Source organism: Bifidobacterium sp. LH_426 (genome assembly GCF_056356875.1).
Genome location: NZ_JBKEVB010000013.1, coordinates 42,102 through 63,146 on the forward strand (window position 1 = coordinate 42,102; position 21,045 = coordinate 63,146).

14 protein-coding genes and 3 tRNA genes are annotated in these 21,045 nt (G+C 65.9%); 6 read left to right on the plus strand and 11 right to left on the minus strand.

The features are described from left to right. Nucleotides 1–7 precede the first annotated feature (7 nt). Nucleotides 8–559 carry a PH domain-containing protein gene (locus AC1AYD_RS10465; protein ID WP_476545146.1) on the plus strand — a complete coding sequence of 184 codons (552 nt, stop codon included), beginning with the start codon at nucleotides 8–10 and terminating at the stop codon, nucleotides 557–559. An 8-nt stretch (nucleotides 560–567) separates the two neighbouring features. Next, a complete protein-coding gene (locus AC1AYD_RS10470) occupies nucleotides 568–2,262 on the plus strand; it encodes a PH domain-containing protein (RefSeq protein WP_476545148.1) in 1,695 nt (564 codons plus the stop codon). 375 nt (nucleotides 2,263–2,637) lie between these two features. Here the strand turns inward: AC1AYD_RS10470 and AC1AYD_RS10475 are convergent, their stop codons facing one another. The 3 genes from AC1AYD_RS10475 to leuC form a co-directional block, all read right to left on the minus strand. Then, nucleotides 2,638–6,399: an Ig-like domain-containing protein gene (locus AC1AYD_RS10475; protein WP_476545150.1), complete on the minus strand. Its 3,762-nt coding sequence runs from the start codon at nucleotides 6,397–6,399 to the stop codon at nucleotides 2,638–2,640. Between the two features lie 525 nt (nucleotides 6,400–6,924). Further along, entirely contained in the window at nucleotides 6,925–7,611 is a 687-nt protein-coding gene (gene leuD / locus AC1AYD_RS10480) for a 3-isopropylmalate dehydratase small subunit (protein WP_476545152.1), read from the minus strand. Nucleotides 7,612–7,687: 76 nt separating this feature from the next. Next, nucleotides 7,688–9,091, minus strand: coding sequence for a 3-isopropylmalate dehydratase large subunit (gene leuC, locus AC1AYD_RS10485; protein ID WP_476532370.1), 1,404 nt, complete (start codon nucleotides 9,089–9,091; stop codon nucleotides 7,688–7,690). Nucleotides 9,092–9,441: 350 nt separating this feature from the next. On the opposite strand from leuC, the gene AC1AYD_RS10490 reads away from it, so the two are divergent. Continuing rightward, a complete protein-coding gene (locus tag AC1AYD_RS10490) occupies nucleotides 9,442–10,275 on the plus strand; it encodes an IclR family transcriptional regulator (RefSeq protein WP_476545154.1) in 834 nt (277 codons plus the stop codon). Between the two features lie 51 nt (nucleotides 10,276–10,326). On the opposite strand, the gene AC1AYD_RS10495 is transcribed toward AC1AYD_RS10490, so the two are convergent. From AC1AYD_RS10495 to gltX, 5 genes are all read right to left on the minus strand, one after another. Continuing rightward, nucleotides 10,327–11,754, minus strand: a complete 1,428-nt coding sequence (locus AC1AYD_RS10495; protein WP_476545155.1) for a metallophosphoesterase — start codon at nucleotides 11,752–11,754, stop codon at nucleotides 10,327–10,329. 206 nt (nucleotides 11,755–11,960) lie between these two features. After that, nucleotides 11,961–12,035 (minus strand) — tRNA-Gln (locus tag AC1AYD_RS10500). Between the two features lie 37 nt (nucleotides 12,036–12,072). After that, nucleotides 12,073–12,145: transfer RNA gene (locus tag AC1AYD_RS10505), tRNA-Glu, on the minus strand. Nucleotides 12,146–12,632: 487 nt separating this feature from the next. Continuing rightward, a tRNA-Glu gene (locus AC1AYD_RS10510) sits at nucleotides 12,633–12,705 on the minus strand. A gap of 306 nt (nucleotides 12,706–13,011) precedes the next feature. Further along, nucleotides 13,012–14,553, minus strand: coding sequence for a glutamate--tRNA ligase (gene gltX, locus AC1AYD_RS10515; RefSeq protein ID WP_476502944.1), 1,542 nt, complete (start codon nucleotides 14,551–14,553; stop codon nucleotides 13,012–13,014). A 232-nt stretch (nucleotides 14,554–14,785) separates the two neighbouring features. Here gltX and AC1AYD_RS10520 point away from each other — a divergent pair, with 232 nt between their 5' ends. Next, nucleotides 14,786–15,160, plus strand: coding sequence for a hypothetical protein (locus AC1AYD_RS10520; RefSeq protein ID WP_476502945.1), 375 nt, complete (start codon nucleotides 14,786–14,788; stop codon nucleotides 15,158–15,160). Then, nucleotides 15,157–15,519: a hypothetical protein gene (locus AC1AYD_RS10525; RefSeq protein ID WP_476502946.1), complete on the plus strand. Its 363-nt coding sequence runs from the start codon at nucleotides 15,157–15,159 to the stop codon at nucleotides 15,517–15,519. The genes AC1AYD_RS10520 and AC1AYD_RS10525 overlap by 4 nt, the downstream gene beginning before the upstream one ends. Before the next feature lie 100 nt (nucleotides 15,520–15,619). Here AC1AYD_RS10525 and AC1AYD_RS10530 read toward each other — a convergent pair whose 3' ends face one another. The 3 genes from AC1AYD_RS10530 to AC1AYD_RS10540 form a co-directional block, all read right to left on the minus strand. Further along, on the minus strand, nucleotides 15,620–17,113 hold the full coding sequence (locus AC1AYD_RS10530; protein WP_476545157.1) for a UDP-glucose--hexose-1-phosphate uridylyltransferase: 1,494 nt from the start codon (nucleotides 17,111–17,113) through the stop codon (nucleotides 15,620–15,622). A 204-nt stretch (nucleotides 17,114–17,317) separates the two neighbouring features. Further along, entirely contained in the window at nucleotides 17,318–18,412 is a 1,095-nt protein-coding gene (locus AC1AYD_RS10535) for a hypothetical protein (protein WP_476545159.1), read from the minus strand. A gap of 147 nt (nucleotides 18,413–18,559) precedes the next feature. Next, on the minus strand, nucleotides 18,560–19,219 hold the full coding sequence (locus tag AC1AYD_RS10540; protein WP_476545161.1) for a histidine phosphatase family protein: 660 nt from the start codon (nucleotides 19,217–19,219) through the stop codon (nucleotides 18,560–18,562). Nucleotides 19,220–19,385: 166 nt separating this feature from the next. Here AC1AYD_RS10540 and AC1AYD_RS10545 point away from each other — a divergent pair, with 166 nt between their 5' ends. After that, nucleotides 19,386–20,813, plus strand: coding sequence for an MFS transporter (locus AC1AYD_RS10545; RefSeq protein WP_476545163.1), 1,428 nt, complete (start codon nucleotides 19,386–19,388; stop codon nucleotides 20,811–20,813). The last annotated feature ends 232 nt before the right edge of the window (nucleotides 20,814–21,045 follow it).

The following is a 21,045-nucleotide window of genomic DNA, read 5'->3' on the forward strand; positions in this document are numbered from 1 at the left end:
GGGATGCATGAACGAACTTGGGGAAGGTGACGACGGCAACACGGGAAACGGCAACAACGGCAACGGCAACGCCACCGATACCGCATGGCGGCCGCTGCCGGAGCGGGTGCGGACGGTGTGGCTCATCAACGAGGCGATCCAATGCGCGGTCTGGCTGGCGGCGTGCGGCGTGTTCACGGCGGTCTGCATATCCCACGATTGGTGGGGGTTCTGGACGCAGCTGGTCGCCGCACTCGCCGCGATCTACGCGGTCGGCGACCTCGCGACCCAGCCGTTGCAGACGAGGTACCGGTACGCGTTCACCCGATTCCGCATCGGCGAGCGCGACCTCGCCACACGCACCGGCTGGCTGTGGCGCAGATCCACGACCACCCCGTACAACCGCGTGCAGCATGTGGATACGAAGCAGAATCCGGTGCAGCGCCGGTTCGGACTGACCACGGTGGTCGTGCATACGGCGGCTGACACGACCGAAATCGCCGCGTTGGACACCGCGGAGGCCGAGCGCATGGTCGCGACGATCGCGGCCCGCGTGGCCGATGCACGGGAGGACCTGTGATGCGGCCCGTGACGTGGCCCGTGACGTGGCGTCGTCTCCACCCGGCGGCGCTGATCGTGCGCGTGGCGTCGAATGCGAAGGGCACGGTCTCGTTGCTGCTCTCGTTCGTCGTGATCATCCGTATCTCGCTGATGCGCCACGAATGGTGGCTGTGGCTGGCGGCCGCGGCGATCGTCGCCTACGTGGCGGTCGGCCCGGTCTGCGCGTGGCTGTCGACCCGCTACCGTCTGTCCGCCACGATGCTCGAATACCGTTCCGGCGTGCTGTTCCGCAAACGCCGCGCCATCGCCTATGGCTCAATCCATGCGATCAACAGCGCGAGCCCGTGGTATCTGCGCCCGTTCGGCGTGATCCGTCTGACGGTCTCCCCGATCGGCGACGACGCCGACATCGACCTGAGCGCGGTTCCGTCGGCGTTGCAGGGCGAGTTGGAGCGTCGACGCGCCGAAGCGGCCGGCGCGGCACGATCCGGCACCTCGACACCGCAGGCCGCCTCCGATTCCTCGTCCGGAGTCACCACGGATGGGGGCGCCACAACCGCCGCCGATGCTGCAACCGGCACCGCCACCGACCTTACCGCCCCGCGCGCCGGCATCGTCACCTCCTGCCCCTCCCCCATCCCCGTATTCCGTGCGTCGACGCGCGACATCCTCCTGTTCGCCGTCACCGATCCGCGCATCGTCGCGGCCGCGTTCGTCGTATTCGGGTTCATCCAAAACGTGCAGGATGTGCTGCCCCACACGCTCACGCGCACTGCGGAACGGTCGATCGGCGACTACGCCTCGCAGGGTGCCGCGGCGATCACGCTGCTCATCCTGGCGTGCGTCATTCTGCTGATGCTCGTCAGTATCGCGATCTCCCTGCTGCATTTCCACGGGTTCGAGGTGTGGCGGCGCGGGGACGATCTGATCGTCGAACGTGGCCTGTTCACACGCCGTGCGACGACGATTCCGACGGCCCGCGTGCAGACGATCGTCGTATCGCAGTCGTTGCCGCGCCGCATGTTCGGTCTGTGTTCGGCGCGGCTCGGCCTGTCCGCGGCGGCGGGCGGCGACGACGTCGCGTCAGCCGCGGTCGTGCTGCCGGTCATCGGCGCCCGCCGCGTGGCCGCGACGTTGCGCGCGATGCTGCCCGAATGGGATGTTCCAGGCATGTTCGCCGCGACGGCGCCGACCCATCGCACGGGCCGCGGCCTCGCACGGTATTACGTGACGATGCCGCTCGCCGCGACCGCCGCCGCCACGCTGCTCGTCGGCATGGGCGGCCCGGCGACCCACTCGTGGCCATGGTGGGTGGTGGCCGTGCCGTTTGCGGCGGGATTGTGGTGGACGGCCTGCCGATGGCTGCAGGCGAGGGCTGAAGGGTATGCGATGCTTCCGGATGGCCCGGAGCCACCGGCATGGGATCGCCCGAGCCGTTCGCCGGATACCGCCGTACCGGATGGCCCCAGCGCCAAGGCCCCGGCTCCCTTGCCGCACCGGATTCTGGTGACGGGAGCGACGCGGTGGGGGTTGTTCGCGATGATGACGCGACGGGCGCGCGTGCAGTCGGTGACGCGCACAACCACGCCGTGGCGCGACGCACGCGGCGTGGAGAGTCTGCGCATGCGCCTGTTCGTGATGAACGGCATGTCCGAAATCCGGTTCCGTTTCCTGCGGCGTGCTGACGCGGACGCGCTCGAAGCATGGTTCACGGGGCGGTGATGCGCCGCGGGATTCCTTATGGGAGGGGTTTCTCGGCTGCGAGGGGTACATGTCTGAGATAGCGGTCACCCATCTTCGTTACGAGGGGTACCACAGGATCGTTGTACGGCCGTCTGCCGCCGTTTTACGGCGCTCATGGGGGCGATTATCGCCGGTCAGGCACCCCTCGTAAGCCGGTTACACCGTCGGACCGGCCATGAAGTACCCCTTGTAACCAAGAAACATCAATTCGCTTCGGTGAAACGCATAGTGGCCTCCTTCCCGGGAAGGGAAGGAGGCCACTATGGGGCCGATTCGTCGGCGGCATCAACCGCCGATCGCCGTCAGCCGTGGTCGCGGAATCGAATCGTTCTCACGATTCCCCGCGGGAACCTGTCACTTCTTGCGCTTGGTGAGGAAGAACAGGGCGACGGCGGCGATGACCAGCAGCACGATCACGATCACGATGATCGCGATGTTGGAGCCGGTGGTCGTCAGCGTGTTGGCGTCCGTGTTCGCGTTCTGGCTCGCGGACGGCTTCAGCGTGCCGGGAATGACGGTCACGGTGGCGGTCACCTCGTAATCGGTGCCGTTCACCGTGGCGACGCCCTTCACCTGGAACGTGCCGGTCTTCGCGTACTTGGCGGCGGGCACGGTGTCCCAGACCACGGCGGCATCGGTCGTGGAGCCGTCGGACCAGTGGGCCTTCACCGTCTTCGGCAGGGCGGGCGCCGTGCCTTCGGTGGTGGAGACCTTCACGTCACGCTCGACGGAGGTGACGGTGTTCTCCGTCACGGTGACGGTCGCCTTGATCGTGTAGTCCTTGCCGCCAGCGGTGACGGTGCCTTCGATCTCGAACGAGCCGGCCTGGTCGAGCTTGTCCGCGGGAATCTCCGGCCACGTGATGGCGACGGTTTCGACGTCCCCGTTCGTCCAGGTGACGGTGGTGGTCTTCGGCAGGTCGGGCTGCACGCCGACCTTGGTGCCGACGGTCACGGCCGTGGTGTCGACGGACTTCACGGTGGCCGGGTTCACCTTCACGGTGACGGTCACGTCAAGCCCGGCGGCCTTGCCCTTGACGACGAAGGTGTTGCCTTCACGCTTCGAGTAGTCGGCCTTCGTGTAGGACTTGGTGTTCCACGTGATCACGGCGTCTTCCGTCGCGCCGTCCGTGTAGGTGACCTCGACGGTCTTCGGCAGCTTGTCGGACGGGTCGGTGCCGGAGTCGACAGTCACGCCGGCGAGCTTGGCGGCGGATTCGGCCTTGGCGGTGACCTTGACGGTGACCCTCACGTCGGCGGTCGCACCGGTCACGGCGTCGGTCGCCTTGCCGTTCACGATGAACTCGCCGCGCTTCGCGTACTGGGACGCGTCGATGGCGTCCCACGTGATCGGCGTGTCGACGCCGGTCTCGCCGTTGCTCCAGTCGGTCTTGACGCTGGTCTGCAGCTGCGGCGCGACCTTCGCCTCGGTGGTCACGGCGGGGATGTCGGCGACCTTGGTGATAGTGGCCGGCGTGACCTTGACCGTGACGGCGACGGGCAGCGTGGCGGCTTCCACGGCCTTCGCGACGATGACCTTGGAGGAGTCGGCCGCGGCGGCGGATTCGACGGTCGGGTCGACGGTGCCGTTCACGGTGAACGTGTTGCCTTCACGCTTCGAGTAGTCGGCCTTCGCGTAGGTCTTGTGCCACGTGATCGGGTTTGTGGTCGTGTCGCCGTTGGACCAGGTGACGGTCGCGGTCTTCGGCAGCTTGCTGGTCGGGTCGGTGCCGGACGGCACGGTAATCGTGGTGGTGCCGTCAGTCGGCTCGGCCTTCTGCGCGGTGGCCGGGTTGACCTTGTAGGTGACCTTCACCTTGTAGTCCGTGCCGGCGATGGTGACGGTGCCGTTGACGGTGAACGTGCCGCCCTTACGGTTGGTGTAGTCGGCCTTGTCCGGTTCGTCCCACGTCACCGGTTCCTGCGTCGTGGTGCCGTTCGACCACGCGACGGTGGCCTGCGCGTTCGAGAGGTCGGGCTTGGTGCCGGAGTCGACGGTCACGAACGGGTTGGCGGACGGGCCGGTGACGGATTCGACGGTGGCGGCGACCACGGTCACGTTGACGGTGAACTCATAGGTCTTGCCGTTGACAATCACGGTGCCCTTGACCGGCACGGTGGCGCCTTCCGTCTTGAACTGGTCGGCGGTGGTCTTCTCCCACGTGATGTCCTTGGTCTCGGTATCGCCGTTGGAGTAGGTGACAGTCGCCTTGATGCCGCTCAGGTCGGGCGTTTCGCCGACGACGGTCTGCGCGGTCGCGGCGGAGGCCACGACGGACTTCACGGTGGCAGGGTTGACGGTCACCTTGAAGGAGACGCCATCGGCGTATCCGTCGACAGTGCCCTTCACAGTGAACTCGCCGCCGGCGCGCTTGCCGTACTGATCCTTGGTGAGCTTCGTCCACGTGACGTTCGCGGTGCCGGTTTCGCCGTCGTTGTACGTGACGGCGACGGTGTCCGGGTATGTGGGTTCGGTGCCGGATTCGACGGTCTGGTCGTCCGGCGCGGTGACGGAGGTGATGGTGCGCGCGGTGACGATCACCTTCACGGTGACGGTGAAGGTCTTGTCACCCACGGTGACCGTGCCGTTCACGTCGAAGCCGTCGGCGTTCTCGGTGGCGTACTTGCTCTGGTCGATGGAATCCCACATGACGTCGGCCTGCTGTGTGGTGCCGTCAGAATAGGTGACGGTCGCCTTGACCTGGCTCAGATCGGGCGCGTGCGTGGCGATCGTGGAGACGGAAGCCTGCGCGGCGACGGCACCAGTCGGCACGGCGTTGGTCACGTTCACCGTGACCTTGGCCTTGATGGTGGTGCCGCTGACGGTGCCATTCACGATGAAGCTCTTGCCCGCCGTGGCGTACTTACTCGGAGCGATGGACTCCCACGTGACATTGACTTGCTGCTCGGAACCGTCGCTGTAGTGGGCGGTCACCTGCTCAGGCAGGGTCGGGGCCACACCCGCGGGCGTGGAGACGACTTCGGCGTCATCGAGTGAAGTGATGGTGATCGCATTCCACTTCGCATACAGGGTGATGTTGCCGGTGACGGGCGTGGAGAAGTTGTACGGCTTCGTGAACTGCGCGTCAGTGTACCAACCGCCGAACGTGTACCCGGCCTTGGTCGGTGCGGTCGGCGCGGTCGCAACGCTACCGGAGTCCACGGTCTGCGTGGCGACAGTGGAACCGCCGTTCGTGTTGAACGTGACGGTGTACTTCTTGCCCAGCTCGTTCACCTTGGCGACGTAGGCGTTGAAATCGTTGGCGTAGGAATCAACATCCTCGACATAGCCTTTGTATCCCCAGCTGGATGCCACATAATCCTGTACGACCGTCTTGTTGCCGTAGGACTTATACGGAGCAGGAGACGTCGAATTGACGCCCAAACCAGTGATGTCGTATTCGAGATATGACATCGGGCTGTTGTTGTACGAATACTTATTCGTCAGATTGATGTAGTGGCCTGTATTGGAGGAATAAACCGGATTGTTGTCGTAATTGGCCTTTTCGCCATACCACATCTGAGCAGCGGAGGAACTCCCATTCTCGAACAAAGCAGTCGGCCACGCGGCGTTCTCCGCCTCGGCGAACCGATAGTTGCTGTGGTAATTCTGTCCGTTGTTGGCAGCATGATCAGCCTTCGTGGAAGAAAAATTCGCGTTCGATTGGCCCACTGCCATGAGGATGTCCGAGACCTTGTACGGGGTCAGCTTCCTGCTCGCGTCATCACAGACACGTCCCTTGCCGGAAGCCAAATCCGTGCGGCAGGGCTCATTGACCAACGTCAGACGATATGCGTTGATGCTCTTAATCTGGTCGAGAGCATTCTGCATGTTTTCAAGGCTGGTCGCATCGCCATTGCCACCGATGTTCTTCGTGGTCGGCAACGCGGAGTTCCTCAGGATGTTAGCCGCATCCGCAGCGGTGGCCTTCTCATTGGCATCCGTTGCGTTCTCGGACTTCCAGACGAAGTAGCCGTAGGACGACTTCTTCTCCGTGGTGGACAGCGCACTCCAGCCGGTGGCCGCCTGGGCGGGCAGGACGCAGAAGAGCATCGCCGCACTGGCAAGTACGCCGACGACTCCCATCCCCACTCGCGTCATGATGTTCTTCGACATCTTCCTTCTCCATACCTTCATTCGCGAAGTGCCCGACCAAACGACGTCATGAGCACCCCTTCGTATACGGGGCCAAGTATAGGACGCCGTCCCGATAGGCGGAACAGATGCTCCGGTGAGGGGCCGCGAGTGTGCGATCGGAATTTTGGGGGTGCCGCAACGAACCCCCTCAGTCCGGCCTCCGGCCGGCCAGCTCCCCCTAAAGGGGGCGCATACTGCCACCCCTTTGGCCCCCTCTGACGAGGGGGCTGTCGGCCGTAGGCCGACTGGGGGAGAGATAGTCGAAAATCAAAGCAGGCTGGAAAGCAACCGCCGCACCAGCCTTTCCTTGCGCCCCCTTTCAGGGGGAGCTGGCGCGCGAAGCGCGACTGAGGGGGTAAAGACAAGCGGCCGCAGGCTGCGGAAAGGAACACACATCGACTGGAAGCCGATTCCGTTCCTCCCGCGGCCTGCGGCCGCTGTGGTCTCTCCCTCCGACCGCCTCCGGCGGCCACCTCCCTCATCAGAGGGAGGCAAAAGGGAATATCAGATGATGCCGCGATCAGCGAGCGGACCATCCCATTGATATTCGAGCTCGCGGGCGGGCTTGATCTCCTCTTCGGGGAGGTGCTTGGCGGGAATCGTCTTCGGCTTGAACGGGAACTTCTCGGCGCGCATCTTCTCGTAGGCGGCGATGTCGTCCTCGTGCTGGAGCGTCAGGTCGATGTCGTCGTAGCCGTTCATCAGACGCCAACGCGTGTAGTCGTTCACCTCGAACGGCAGGGTCACGTCGCCGCAGGTCACGGTGCGGTCCTCGAGCGAGACGGTCATCGCACGGCCCGGCTCCTCTTCGAGGAGCTTCCACAGCAGTTCGACGCTCTCCTGCGGCATGATCGCCGCGAGCACGCCGTTCTTCGCCGTGTTGCCGTAGAAGATGTCGGCGAAGCTCGGCGCGATGACGACGCGGAAGCCGTAGTCGTGCAGCGCCCACACCGCATGCTCGCGGGAGGAGCCGATGCCGAACTCGGGGCCGGCGACGAGAATCTGGCCCTTCGCGTATTCGGGCTTGTTGAGCACGAACTCGGGGTCGCGGCGCCACGCGTAGAAGAGCGCGTCATCGAAGCCGGTCTTGGTGACGCGCTTCAGGAACACGGCGGGGATGATCTGGTCGGTATCGACGTTGGAGCGGCGCAGCGGCACGCCCACGCCGGTCAACGTGGTGAGTTTTTCCATGATTGTCCTTTCGGGGTCTCTCCCCCACCCGGCTGCGCCGGGAGCCCCCTCGTCAGAGGGGGCCGAGATAAACGGATTACAAATCGGCGGGGCTGGAGATCGTGCCGCGGATCGCGGTGGCGGCGGCGACGGCGGGCGACGCGAGGTGCGTGCGCGACCCCTTGCCCTGACGGCCTTCGAAGTTGCGGTTCGACGTGGAAATCGAGCGTTCGCCCGGCACCATCTTGTCCGGGTTCATGCCGAGGCACATCGAGCAGCCGGCGTTGCGCCATTCCGCGCCGAAGTCCTCGAACACCTTGTCGAGTCCTTCCTTCTCCGCCTGCAGGCGCACGCGCGAGGAGGCGGGCACGACGAGCACGCGGTGGATGTTCTTCGCCTTGTGATGGCCCTTCATGATCGCGGCGGCCTGACGCAGGTCGTCGATGCGGCCGTTCGTGCAGGAGCCGATGAACACGGTGTCGACGGCGATGTCCTTGATCGGCATGCCCGGCTTCAGGCCCATGTACGCGATGGCGCGCTCGGCGGCGGAACGCTTGGTCGCGTCGGCGATGTCCGCCGGGACCGGCACGTTCGCAGTGATCGGCAGGCCCTGGCCCGGGTTGGTGCCCCACGTCACGTAGGGTCCGAGCGTGGACGCGTCGATGTCCACCTCCTTGTCGAAGACGGCGTCGTCATCGGTCTTCAGCGTCTTCCAGTACGCGACGGCCTTGTCCCACATCTCACCTTCCGGCGCGTGCGGACGGCCCTTCAGGTATTCGAACGTGGTCTCGTCCGGCGCGATCATGCCGGCGCGCGCGCCCGCCTCGATGGACATGTTGCACACGGTCATGCGCTCGTCCATCGTGAGGTTGCGGATCGCCTCGCCGCGGTATTCGATGACGTGGCCCTGGCCGCCGCCGGTGCCGATCTTCGCGATGATCGCGAGGATGATGTCCTTCGCGGTGGCGTCCGCCGGCAGCTTGCCATTCACGTTGACCGCCATTGTCTTGAACGGCTTCAGGGACAGGGTCTGCGTGGCCATCACGTGTTCGACCTCGGAGGTGCCGATGCCGAACGCGAGCGCGCCGAACGCGCCGTGCGTGGAGGTGTGCGAGTCGCCGCACACGATGGTCATGCCCGGCTGGGTGAGGCCGAGGATCGGGGCGAACGCGTGCACGATGCCCTGGTCGGCGTCGCCGAGCGCATGCAGGCGCACGCCGAACTCCTTGCAGTTCTTCTCCAACGTGCTCAGCTGGAGGGCGCTCGTCTTGTCCGGGTTCGGACGGTCGATGTCCACCGTGGGCGTGTTGTGGTCCTCGGTGGCGATGAGCTGATCGACGTGGCGGGGCTTGCGGCCGGCCAGTCGCAGGCCCTCGAACGCCTGGGGGCTCGTGACTTCATGCATGAGCATCAGGTCGATGTACAGCAGGTCGGGCGCTCCGTCGCTGCCCTTCCGTACCAGATGATCGGCCCAGACCTTCTCGGCCAGTGTCGTTCCCATGGGGATTCCTCCTAAATTTCTCGGCGCTAGGTCTTGTGTTTGCGCCGTGTTCGTGGTAATAGAGTATGCGGTCAACATGGGGGCGACCATATCCCGGCCGGATTATGAGATGTGCCATCGGAAGCCCGGTTTTCCGCCGGATTATGGCTGGAATTCCGCCGAAATCGTCACCTTTCCCCCGACTTTCCGAGCGCATCGCGATGACGTCGGTTGACCTCGCATGCCGCCCTTGGACGATGTGAGCGCACACAGATTCCATTACTCGGTCATTCGCCGACATGCGGCGTTCGTCACGTGGTACACTGCCCCGATTTGGCATTTCACTATGTGAGATGGTATAAACGGAAACCATGACTTCCATGCACTCAGATACCGCTGTGGCCGAAGAGCCGGTCGCCGAGCAGGACACCACCGACGACAAGACCCCCGCCACCGCGCAGGCCGCCGAGCAGAACGACGGCGAGGTGCATTCCGGCGTCGGCGTGCTCGACAAGACCGTGAAGATTCTCGACGCCCTTGAGACCGGCCCCTCCACGCTCGGCCAGCTCGTGGCCGCCACCGGTCTGGCCCGACCGACCGCCCATCGACTCGCGATCGCGCTCGAACGCCATCGCTTCGTGCTGCGCGACCAGCACGGCCGTTTCGTGCTCGGCTCCCGTTTCGCCGAGCTCGCCGCCGCCGCCGGCGAGGACCGACTCCTCACCGCCGCCGGCCCGATCCTCCAGACGCTGCTCGACCGTACCGGCGAATCCGCGCAGATCTACCGCCGCCAGGGCGACCAGCGCGTGTGCATCGCCGCCGTGGAGCGCGCCTCCGGTCTGCGTGATTCGATTCCCGTGGGCGCGATGCTCTCGATGGAAGCCGGCTCCGCCGCGCAGATCCTGCTCGCTTGGGAGGATTCCGAGCGCATGCATCAGGGCCTGCGCCACGCGAAGTTCAACGCGACCAAGCTGGCCGCCGTCCGCAAGCGCGGTTGGTCCGAGTCGGTGAACGAGCGCGAGGAGGGCGTGTGCTCGATCTCCGCGCCGATCCGCAACGCCTCCGGCCAGGTGATCGCCGCGATCTCCATCTCCGGCCCGTCCGGCCGTATGGGCAACGCCCCCGGCCGCCGCTACGCGCCGCTGGTGATGGCCGCCGGCAAATACCTGACCGAAGCCCTCATCAAGGCCTCCTCCGGCCGCTGAGCCGGCAACAGACCCTACTCGGCCCCCTCTGGCGAGGGGGCCAATGCATACTCACGCGAACAGGCCCTTGAGCTGCTCCCATATCGTGGGCTTGCGCAGCAGGTCGTCGCCCTCTCCGTCCTGCGGGGGCTTCGCGTTCAACGCGTACGTGTACGCCTTCTTCGAACTGGGCTTGCCGACGAGCTCGCCGAACTCCAACAGCTGCGTGCGCGGCTCATACGGATGCCGGATGTCGAATTCGATGAGCCTGGTCGCACGCTTCGCCGGCGCGGGCCCATACGAGCCGAATCCGCAGGTCGGCGTCGCCGCCATCATCACGCCGTCCAGTTCGCCGACGAACCAATTGCGATGGTCATGACCGGTCGCCACCCCTATATAAGGAAACACCTCGGCACGGGAATCATCCGAACCGGCTTCCCCGATCACACCGGAATCATCCGCATCCGCATCATCCATCACCGCACGCATCGTCGCGTCATCGCCGCGCAATACCGCGAACTCACGCGACGTATCCGGGCAACTGATGCCCTCACCCAGATAGCCGCCGGGACGCACCTTCCCCTCGTCCAGAACGTAATACCGCGCGGCGTGCTCGCGGTACCCCTGCATCGCGTACGGCGTGGTCGCGGTGACGGGCGTGAGCAGGTCATAGTATTCCGGCAACGGCATGTGCTGGAACAGGACGGACCGCGCGCCGATCGCCGACGGCACGCGCGCGAGGAACGAGAGCGCGTCGTCCGTCGGCGCGGCGAACCCGCCGCCGTGCGCATAGTCGCCCGAATCGAGGACGACGAGGCCCAGCACCGTGCGTTTGTGCGCCTCGTCGGCGACGGGCAGCGCGAACGTACCGGCCGCATGCGGGTAGACGACCTGATCGGGCAGCAACGTGTGCGCCGACAGCACGTCGGCCTCGACGCCGGGCGTCGGGTTCACGCAGCCGGGGAACTCGCGGTAGATGGCGTCGAGTTCAGCGTTCGACAGGCCGCACTGGAAATCATGATTGCCGTACGTGACGGCGAACGGCACCTTGCGCTCGATCAGTGGCGCGAGGAACTGGGCGATCGCGCCACGCACCAGTTCGCGCGTACGCTCGTGCGCCTCGGCGGCGGCGTTGGCGGCTTCGGCGTCGGACGTGTCGATATCGGCGTCGATATCGCTGCCGGCGGTGACGCTCCAGCGGCGTTTGCGGAACGTCTCGGCGAACGCGGGATCATAGCCGGCGACTTGGTTGCCGGTGAAGACGACCAGATCGGGGCGGACCGCGTCGAGACTCGCCTCGATGAGCCGGATCGTGTCCTTCGCGATCTTCGGGCCGTCCTGGATGTCAGCGACCTGCAGCACACGGAACTTGCCGGAATGGTGGAACTGAAGCCGCCCCAGGCGGGCGGACACGGACAGGGGACGGGTGTCCCCCGCCTCCGCCGGCTTGATCCTCGGCCTTGAAGACATGCCCTCGGGCGCACGTGTGTTTTCCGTCATGACTCCTACTGTAATGCGCCGATGCGCAGCTCATATGGACGCCACGCGACGCCACGGCGCGGTCGTTCCCATGGTGCGGTAACACATATCCTTCACAACCGCGGAATACCGCCGTTTCTTGACACCGCACCATGAGTGGTTTACCGCACCATGGGATGAATGGGAAGGAAAAACAAGAAAACCCTCGCTTGCGCGAGGGTTTTCATTGGCTGGGGTGCCTGGACTCGAACCAAGAATGGCTGAACCAGAATCAGCTGTGTTGCCAATTACACCACACCCCAATTTGGCTGGCGTGTAACTCCGAAGAGTTCCGCGTCGTACCCCCAACCGGATTTGAACCGGTGTTGGCGCCGTGAGAGGGCGTAGTCCTAGACCGCTAGACGATGGGGGCTTATTCTGTTATCCGACATTTCTGCCGTGTTGTTTGGTTCTTTGTGAACCGCGCAACGAGTGATTAATATACGCGCATGCCGGTACGTGCGCAACTTACGGCGTGTCGCCAGTATTTCCAACGGTTTTGCACATCGCGCACAGCGTCCGATACCGCCCGCCGCCTTGCGATTGCGGCGTCTTTTTCATGAAAGAAGGCGGATTGGGCCCCCGGACTGTGGCACCTAGGAGAGGATGACGGACGACATGTCGGCCTCCATGCACTCCCCCGCCTTTCCGGACGCGGCCATCGCACATTCACGATGGAAGGAACGAACGAAACGGACAGGACGAACCAGACGGCATCGTTGCGAACATACCGAGAAGAGAATGGGGATACAGGCAAGCATCACGAACGGCCGCCAGACGGTTCGATGAACAGCAGCCCGAGAGATGCGGGTGCATACGCGAAGGACCCCGACTCGATGAGCCGGGGTCCTTCCTGTCCGTACCCCCAACCGGATTTGAACCGGTGTTGGCGCCGTGAGAGGGCGTAGTCCTAGACCGCTAGACGATGGGGGCGTATTCATTTTTCGGTGTTTTCACCCGCTGCGGCGAACCGCAACGAGTGATTAATATACGTGAGCCGTCCGACTTCGTCAACATCGGCGTGTCACATTGTGACTCCTTGGTTGACAACTCTTTTGTAACCGCTTTCTACCATCCGCCTTGGCGGCATCCTCAGGCGAACACCTCAGGCGAACGACGAATCGCCCCGCTCTTCATCGAAGAGCGGGGCGATTTCGATTCCCACGAGCCGTGGCGTCACGACCTCACACCGTCACCGAACCTATATACAAGGCCCACACGGAACGCGTCACAGACGCATCACAGATGCGCGCGCAGGCCCTTGAGACGGGCAAGCGTCAGGTCGCGGCCGACGATCTCCATGGACTCGAAGAGCGGCGGGGAGACGCGGCGGCCGGACATGGCGACGCGCACCGGGCCGAAGGCGAGGCGCGGCTTGTAGCCGCCCTCCTCGACGAGCGCCTTGTTCAGCGTCTCGTGCAGGTTGTCGGTCTTCCAATCGCCCTCGGAGACGCCTTCCAACGCGGCGATCGCCAGGTCGAGCACGGCCGGCGCGGAATCCTTGAGCTGCTTCTTGGCGCCGTCGTCCGGCTCGATGTACTCGTCGGTCGACAGCAGGGAGCCGACCATGCCGGCGACTTCGCCGAGCAGACGCACGCGCGTCTGGACGAGCGGCGCTGCGGCGGTCAGGATCTCCTGCTCGCGGGCGGTCAGCGCATCCCACGAATCCGCGGAGACCACGCCGTCGCGCTTGAGGTACGGCACGGAGCGACGCAGGAAGTCCTCGGGCTCGAGCATGCGCACGTGCTCGGCGTTGATGGAGATGGCCTTGTCGAGGTCGAAGCGAGCCGGGTTGGCCTTCACGTCGCGCACGTCGAACTTGGCAATCATCTCGTCCATCGAGAACACGTCGCGGTCGGGCGCGATGGACCAGCCGAGCAGCGCGAGGTAGTTGAGCAGGCCCTCGCGGATGAAGCCGGCGTCGCGGTGGTTGAACAGGTTGGATTCCGGATCGCGCTTGGAGAGCTTCTTGTTGCCCTGGCCCATCACGTACGGCATGTGGCCGAACAGCGGGGTCTGCTTGGCGATGCCCAGCTCGATCAGGTAGCGGTAGAGCACGATCTGGCGCGGGGTGGAGCTCAGCAGGTCCTCGCCGCGCAGCACGACGTTGATGTCCATCATCGCGTCGTCGACCGGGTTGGTGAGCGTGTACAGCGGATCGCCGTTCGGGCGGACGATCACGTAGTCCGGCACGGAGCCGGCCTTGAATTCGATGGTGCCGCGGATGAGGTCGTCAAAGGCGATGTCCTCGTCGGGCATGCGGATGCGCAGCGCGGGCTTGCGGCCTTCGGCGCGGAAGGCGGCCTTCTGCTCCTCGGTCAGGTCACGGTCGTAGCCGTCGTAGCCGAAGGCCTTCGGGCGGCCGGCGGCCACGTTGCGGGCCTCGATCTCCTCGGGCGTGGAGAAGGATTCATAGGCGTAGCCCGCGGCCAGCAGCTTGGCGGCGACGTCCTTGTAGATGTCGGTGCGCTCGGACTGGCGGTACGGGCCGTGGGGGCCGCCCACGTCGATGCCCTCGTCCCAGTCGATGCCCAGCCAGCGCAGGGATTCGAGAATCTGGTTGTAGCTTTCCTCGCTGTCGCGCTGGGCGTCGGTGTCTTCGATGCGGAAGACGAGCTTGCCGCCGGTGGCGCGCGCCTCGGCCCAGTTGAACAGGGCGGTGCGGATCATGCCGACGTGTGGGGTGCCGGTCGGGGACGGGCAGAATCGGACGCGCACGTCCTTCGGCAGTTCGGGCTTGTGGTTTTTCGCGGATTCGTTCGCGTGTTCGGCTTCAGTCATAGTCCCCTATTGTGCCGCGCGTGCCGGACGCGTGGGATGCGCCGACCTCCCGCTCCGCACCAAGCCGTCCCCCACTCCGTAATCGTCAACCGTGCCATCCACACTTCCCCACCGCATCCTCACCATCGTGGACTTTCCCCGCCGGCGGACCTACCATCGGCAGCCACCCGCAATGCCCGTCACCGCCCGACGGGCACAACCCGAACAAACGCGCGCCAAAACATACGAGCCGATGCAGGAGACGATGACGATGACGCATGATGACCGACATGACGGCCGCGACAGCGCCGGTCGAGTGTATGACAATCGTCATACACTCGATTACAATGAACAACAACCACCGCGAATCGAGATTCATCCGCATGCGTTGCATGCACACCACATCGATCGAAGCCAGATCGAATCCGCCTTCATCACACGAATCGGTCCGGCGCGCATCCGCAGCCGGGACCGGGACGCCGACCCACCCCGATGGGCGGCCATAGGATTCGACCAGCAGCAGCGTCTCATCGAACTGGTGTACGTGAAGACGGCCGACCCGGAACCACTGATCATCCATGCGAACTATCTCACCAAGGGGTTCTTCAAGGAATGGAGCAGAGCATGACGCAATACATCGCCGAAGACGGAACACCCATCACCGACGACATGGTCGAACGGTGGGCGCAGGAGGCCGAAAAGGGCTTTGCGGATGCCTCGCTCGACCGGGAAGCCGATCCGTTTCCACCCAGCAAGTCCGACATGAGGGCGCATACCATTCGTATCCCCGATGCGCTATGGCGTCTGGTGGAAACCGCCGCGCAGGCCCGACAGGTGACGCCGAGCGAGTACACGCGGCAAGCGCTCAGCGACAGCCTCGCACAATCCGGACTCACCCGCGAGGAGAAGATCCTCATCTACGCCCAAGCGCATCATCTCACCCGGGAAGAGGCCATCGACGAGCTGCTCGACAAGGCTCTGGCCTGACCCGGGCGCGTGACCGTCGGTCCCACGCGTCCGGCGTCACGCGTCCGATGCCGCGTGATATCACGCGACGTCACGTGGCATCGCGTGATATCACGCCGCCTCACGCCTCGGCTTGCGCGGTGCGCGCGAAGCCGAGGGAAGTGAGGAAGTCCGCCGCGTCGCCGCTTGCGGCGAAGACGGCGGTCCCGGCGAGGATGCGACGGCACGTCGCGCCGAGTTCGTCGCGCGCCGCCTCGACCGTTCCGGCCGCGGCACCGGCGACGCCCGCGACGCCTGCCGCGCCAGCCGCGTCGCCGAGCACGCCCAGTTCGTCGGCGAGACGTCCGGGCACCACGAACAGTCCCTGCATGCCGGCCAGTCCGATCTCATCCGTTCCGATGATCGCCTGCGCCGACTCCCCCGCCGCCACGTCGCCGTCCGTTCCGGACGCGGCGTCGCGCAGGATGAGGTTCATCTCGTAGCCGCGATCGGTCGCGATGAGGCTCGCCGACACCGACGCCCCGTCACGGACGACTCCCTCACCGGCACCGGCACCAGCACCAGCGGAAACGCCCTCGCCCTCGACCCACGCGGCGCGGATGCGCTCGGACGCGGAGACGGCCGTACCGGCCGACTGCGCGACGACGCGCACCGCGGTGCCCGGCCAGTCGAGGAGCTCCACGACCGCGTCGGACGAACCGGGCACGGCGAACGTGGCCGCCGCCTCGGCGCGATGCAGCGGCAGGAGCTCGGCGCCGCCCTCGTAGTGCTCGTGCACGGCGGCCGTGCCGCCACGGAGCGCCGACGCGGCGTCGCAGCCGATGAAGTGGCCGGGGAACCGGTCGACGAAATCGATGAGGCGCGCGAACATGTCGGCGTCGGCGATCAGCGGCGTATGCTCCATGCTCGCGCACACGCCATGCTGGCGGACGATGCCGTAGCGCTTGAACCGCCAGAACCAATCGTCGCCGCCGAGCGTGAGCGGCACGGTCCTGAGCGTGCGACGGCCGCGCGGCGCGTAGCCTTCGTTCTCGTGGCACGCCCCGCACGCGGGGTAGCGTCCGGACACGTCGCCGGAGGCGGGGTCCTCCTGCGCGAACTCGGGCTTGGCGAGGTCGATGACGAAGGCAAGCCCGTGCGCGTCGAATCGGGGGTTCGCGTCGAGCTCGCTCTTCTTCACGGAGTCGTTGCCCACGCAGTAGTCGTACAGCCAGCGCATCGCGTCCTCGCCGCCGCCGTTGCGCTCCTCGTCGAGGAAGCGGCGGGCCACGGTCGAGGGGTTCGCGGAGAGCAGGCCCATCACGCCGTCCGACGCGATCGGTGCCTCGTCGCGCGTGCAGATGCCGGCGACGACGATGGCGTCGCGGAACCGGTCGAGCAGACGGTCCGGGGTCAGCGGTTCACGGGAGGTCGCGCCGGTGACGCGGTACGTGGCGAGGCCGAGCATCGCGAGCACCTGGTTGCGTTTCCAGTCCACGTCGAGCGGGTCGAGTTCGAGCCGTCGCGTCGCGTAGTCGATGAGCGCGTCGATGCTGCCGTACACGTTGGCGAGCGCGTCGGCCTGCGCCGCCGCCTCGCCGTCGATCTCGATGGGGTCTCGATCGGTGAATGCCATGGATGTTCCTCCGCCGTTTGCCGAATGATGCGGGCGTTCCGGGCCGACTTCGTCGCCGGCTACGTCGCGCCATGATGACCCCATCGTAGTCGTCGCGCGGCGTTCCGACAACCGTCGCCGCGACGATACACCGTCGTGATGCACCGTCGCGGCGGCACGGCGGACGCGACCACGTACCCGCAATACGTACCCGCGATCACGCGGTCACAGTTCCACGGTCTCCTTGTTGTCGTTCTTGACGTGCGCGAATTTGGCGGCGAGCGCGGCCTTGTTGCGCTTCTCGTCCTCCTCCTTCGCCTTCTTCTTCGCCTCGGCGGGGTCCCACAGCACGTCCTCGCGATGCTTCGTCCATTCGGCGGCGGCGAGCGGCGCGACGAACGCTGCGGTCGCGTCGAGCAGGGCGGCGTCCCCCACGCCCGTCGTCGCGCCTTCCGCGGCCGCCGTCGCGGCGTCGGCGAGCGCGGCGGCGCGGGCGGCGAGCAGGTCGCGGATCTGCACGTCGGTCAGGCAGATGCGCGGCACGGAGATCTGTTCGCGCAGCTCGTTGACGACGAGCAGCAGCGGCAGCACGGCGCGCACGGCGGCATCGTCGACCGGTGTATCGGCGGTGACCAGCGCGGCTGGCCCGGTGGCGGAGTCGTCCTCGACGGCGGCGAGCAGCGCGTCGCACACGGTGAGCGCGGCCGCGAACCGGTGCGCCATCGCGTCGACGAGCGCGGGCGACGGCTCATACGCGTCGTCGTCGACCGGCACGGCGGCACCGGCGGTGTCCGCGGCTTCGGCCGCGCCGCCGGTCTCGCCGCCATCGCCGGTACCGTCGCCGGCGACCGCGTACTCCCCCGCGTCGAACGTACCGTCGTTCACGGCGGCTTCGACGGCGTCCAGCGTCGCGTGCACGCGCACGGACGCGGCGTCGTCCCACGTGATGCCGAGGTCGGCGGCGACGTCGTCGACGAGCGTCGCGTCGCCGGTGTCGGAGAAGTCGGCGAGCGCGTCGTAGGCGTCGTTGGCGGCGAGCAGCGCGTCGACGATCGTCTGCGGACGTCCGGGAATCGCGTCCGCGCCCTCGTACACGAATTCGGCATCCGGCACGGTCACGTCCTCGCCGGTGAGGATGCGGGCGAAGGCGCGCGTCACGCGCACCTGCAGGTTCTCGCCGTATTTCGCGTCGTTGTCCATGCGCATCGCGTCGGTGAGCGGCCACAGCGCGATCAGGCGCGCCGCCTCGCGCGCCGCCTCGCGCACGGCGGGCGCGGCGGCCACGCGCGCGATTCCGGCGGTGTTCAGTTCAGTCATCATGCTCCTTTGCGTTTCGTTTCGGACGGCGTGCGATGCCTTCCGTCGTGCGCGACGCACGGCACCCCACCCGTCCGGCTTCGCCGGCCACCCTCCCCTCTCGCGGGGAGGGAAGCGACCACACGTATCGGCTTTGATTCTAGTGTGCGTCTATTGGATTCCGGCGGCGGGGTCGACATACGTGATGGACATCACACGGCCGGTCTCGCAGTCGAACGTGATGGACGTGATCGAGGCGAGCGCGGTGTGGCGCAGGAACATCCAGTGTTCGGCGTGACCGGTTTCGAGCAGATGACGGAACGACCAGATCGGCGATTCGTGGCTGACGACGATGATCTGCTCGCCGGGGTGCCGGCGGACCTTCTCGCGCGCGAAGTCGCCGACGCGTGCGGCGATGTGCGCGTACGACTCGCCCCAGCTGGGTTTCCACAGGTTCGCGACGAGCCTCCAGTTGCCGTTCCTCCACAGCGCGCCCTCGCCGTGGCCGATGCGCTTGCCCCGGAACTCGTTGCCCGCTTCGATGACGCGCTCGTCGGTCGTGAGCGTGAGCGGTTCCTGCCCGCGCGCCTCGCGCACCGGGTTCAACGCGTCGAGGATCGCGCCGGCGGTCTCGCGCGTGCGGTCGAGCGGCGACGAGTAGACGGCGGAGACGGTGTTCATCTGCGGGCTGGCGGCGATGTACGCGCCGGTCGCCTCGGCCATGCGGCGGCCCACGTCGGACAGGTGGAAGTCGGGCAGGCGCTCGTAGAGCAGATGATCGGGGTTGTACACCTTGCCGTGACGGACGAAATGGATGGTGGTGGCGGTCATCGCCGGCCTCCTTCGGGAATCGGTGAACGGTTCGCGATACGGTTCGCACTATGTATTCCAATCTACCGCGGCACGGCCGCGTGTCGCGGCGCACGCGCGCGTAGAGTGGCCACGACCGAAGAGGGCCGACGTTATCCGATCGGGAGCGGAAAGGAGCGGGTGCGGTATGTCCAATACAGTGATCACCGGAATCAGGGATGTCGCCGGCAAGGTGTTCGGCGGGTATGCGGAGCTGCTGCGCATCCCGCATACGGCACGGTATTCGATTGGCGGCGTCATCGCGTGCATGCCGTTCCCGATGATCGGCATGACGATCACGATCTCCGTGCAGCATTACTACGGCAACTATTCGCTCGCCGGCCTGCTGACCGCGCTCCAGGCGATCGCGCTGGCCGTCGCGACGCCGCTGCTCGGCAAGCTCACCGATAAGTTCGGCCAGCGTCAGGTGTCGATCCCGACGATCATCGTGTGGATCGTCGCGGCGATCGCGCTGACCACGTCGATCACGAACCGTGCGCCGGAATGGGTGCTGTACTGTCTGACGCCGTTCCTCGCCGCGATCCCGCCGTGGGGCGCGATGAGCCGCGCGCGCTGGACGCGACTGCTCAAAGGCGACCGCGAGCGCACCGACCGCGCACTGTCGCTGTGCGGCGTGCTCGACGAGTGCATGTGGGTGATCGGCAACCCGCTCGCCTCGACTTTGGCTGTGATTTCGGGCCTGCTCGCGTTCTCGTTCACCGGCGTGTGCGTGATTGTCGGCGCATTGATGTTCCTCACGGAACTCACGACCGAACCGCCGTCGCAATCGGACCTCGCGAGGGCGGAAGGCATCTCGCGCAAGGAGTACCGCGCGCGCGAGGCGGCGAAGGCGGAGGCGCTGCGCGCCGAGACCGCCGCCGAGGAGACGCGACGCCGGCTGCGCGCGCAGGGCGTGACCGACGAGTCAATCGTTTCACGTGAAACAATGCGCGCGCTCGAGGAGGCGAAGCAAGGGCGGAAGGCGTCGATCTGGGGGCCGGGCCTCATCGCCGTGTGCGTGACGTGGTTCGGCCTGGGCGCGTTCCAGTCGGCCGCCGGCATCTCGATCATCGCGTTCGCGACCGAGTCGGACATGAAGCAGTACACCGGATTCGTCTTCGCCTGCTTCTCGATCAGCTCGCTGTGCGGCGCGCTCGTGTACGGCGCGAAGAACTGGACGATCCCACTGTGGAAGCGGTTCTACTTCTGCCTCGCGGTGGTGAACCTCGGCATCGGGTCGTTCATGTTCGCGAAGCACCTGTGGGTCATCATGATCATCTACCTGCTGATCGGCGTATGCCAGGCGCCCACGTGGATCAACGGCAACCAGCTGATGCTGCACCTCGTGCCGCCGTCGCGGCTCACCGAAGGCATGGCGTGGATGGGCGCGATGAACTCGATCGGATCCTCCGCCGGATCGGCGATCGCCGGCCAGTTCATCGACCGCATGGGCTCGCACGGCGGCTTCATGGTCGTCACCGCCCTGGCGATCGGCTCCCTCGCGATCGCCCTCGTGGGGTTGAAGCAGATCAAAACCTCCACCGAGCAGCCGACCCTCACCGAAGTGTCGGTGTGAGCACACACTTTGGCCCCCTCTGACGAGGGGGCTGTCGAACGCAGTGAGACTGGGGGAGAGATAGCTGGAACGCAACGTTCATGGTCTCTCCCCCAGTCCGCTTACGCGGACAGCCCCCTCGTCTGAACTGCGCCCCGATTGCTGGACGTGGTTTATTAAGGGTACCTGATCAGGCTGTGGGGGACATGTTCCGGAATTCCTCCGGGGTGTGTCCCCCGAGTCGTTTCTGGCG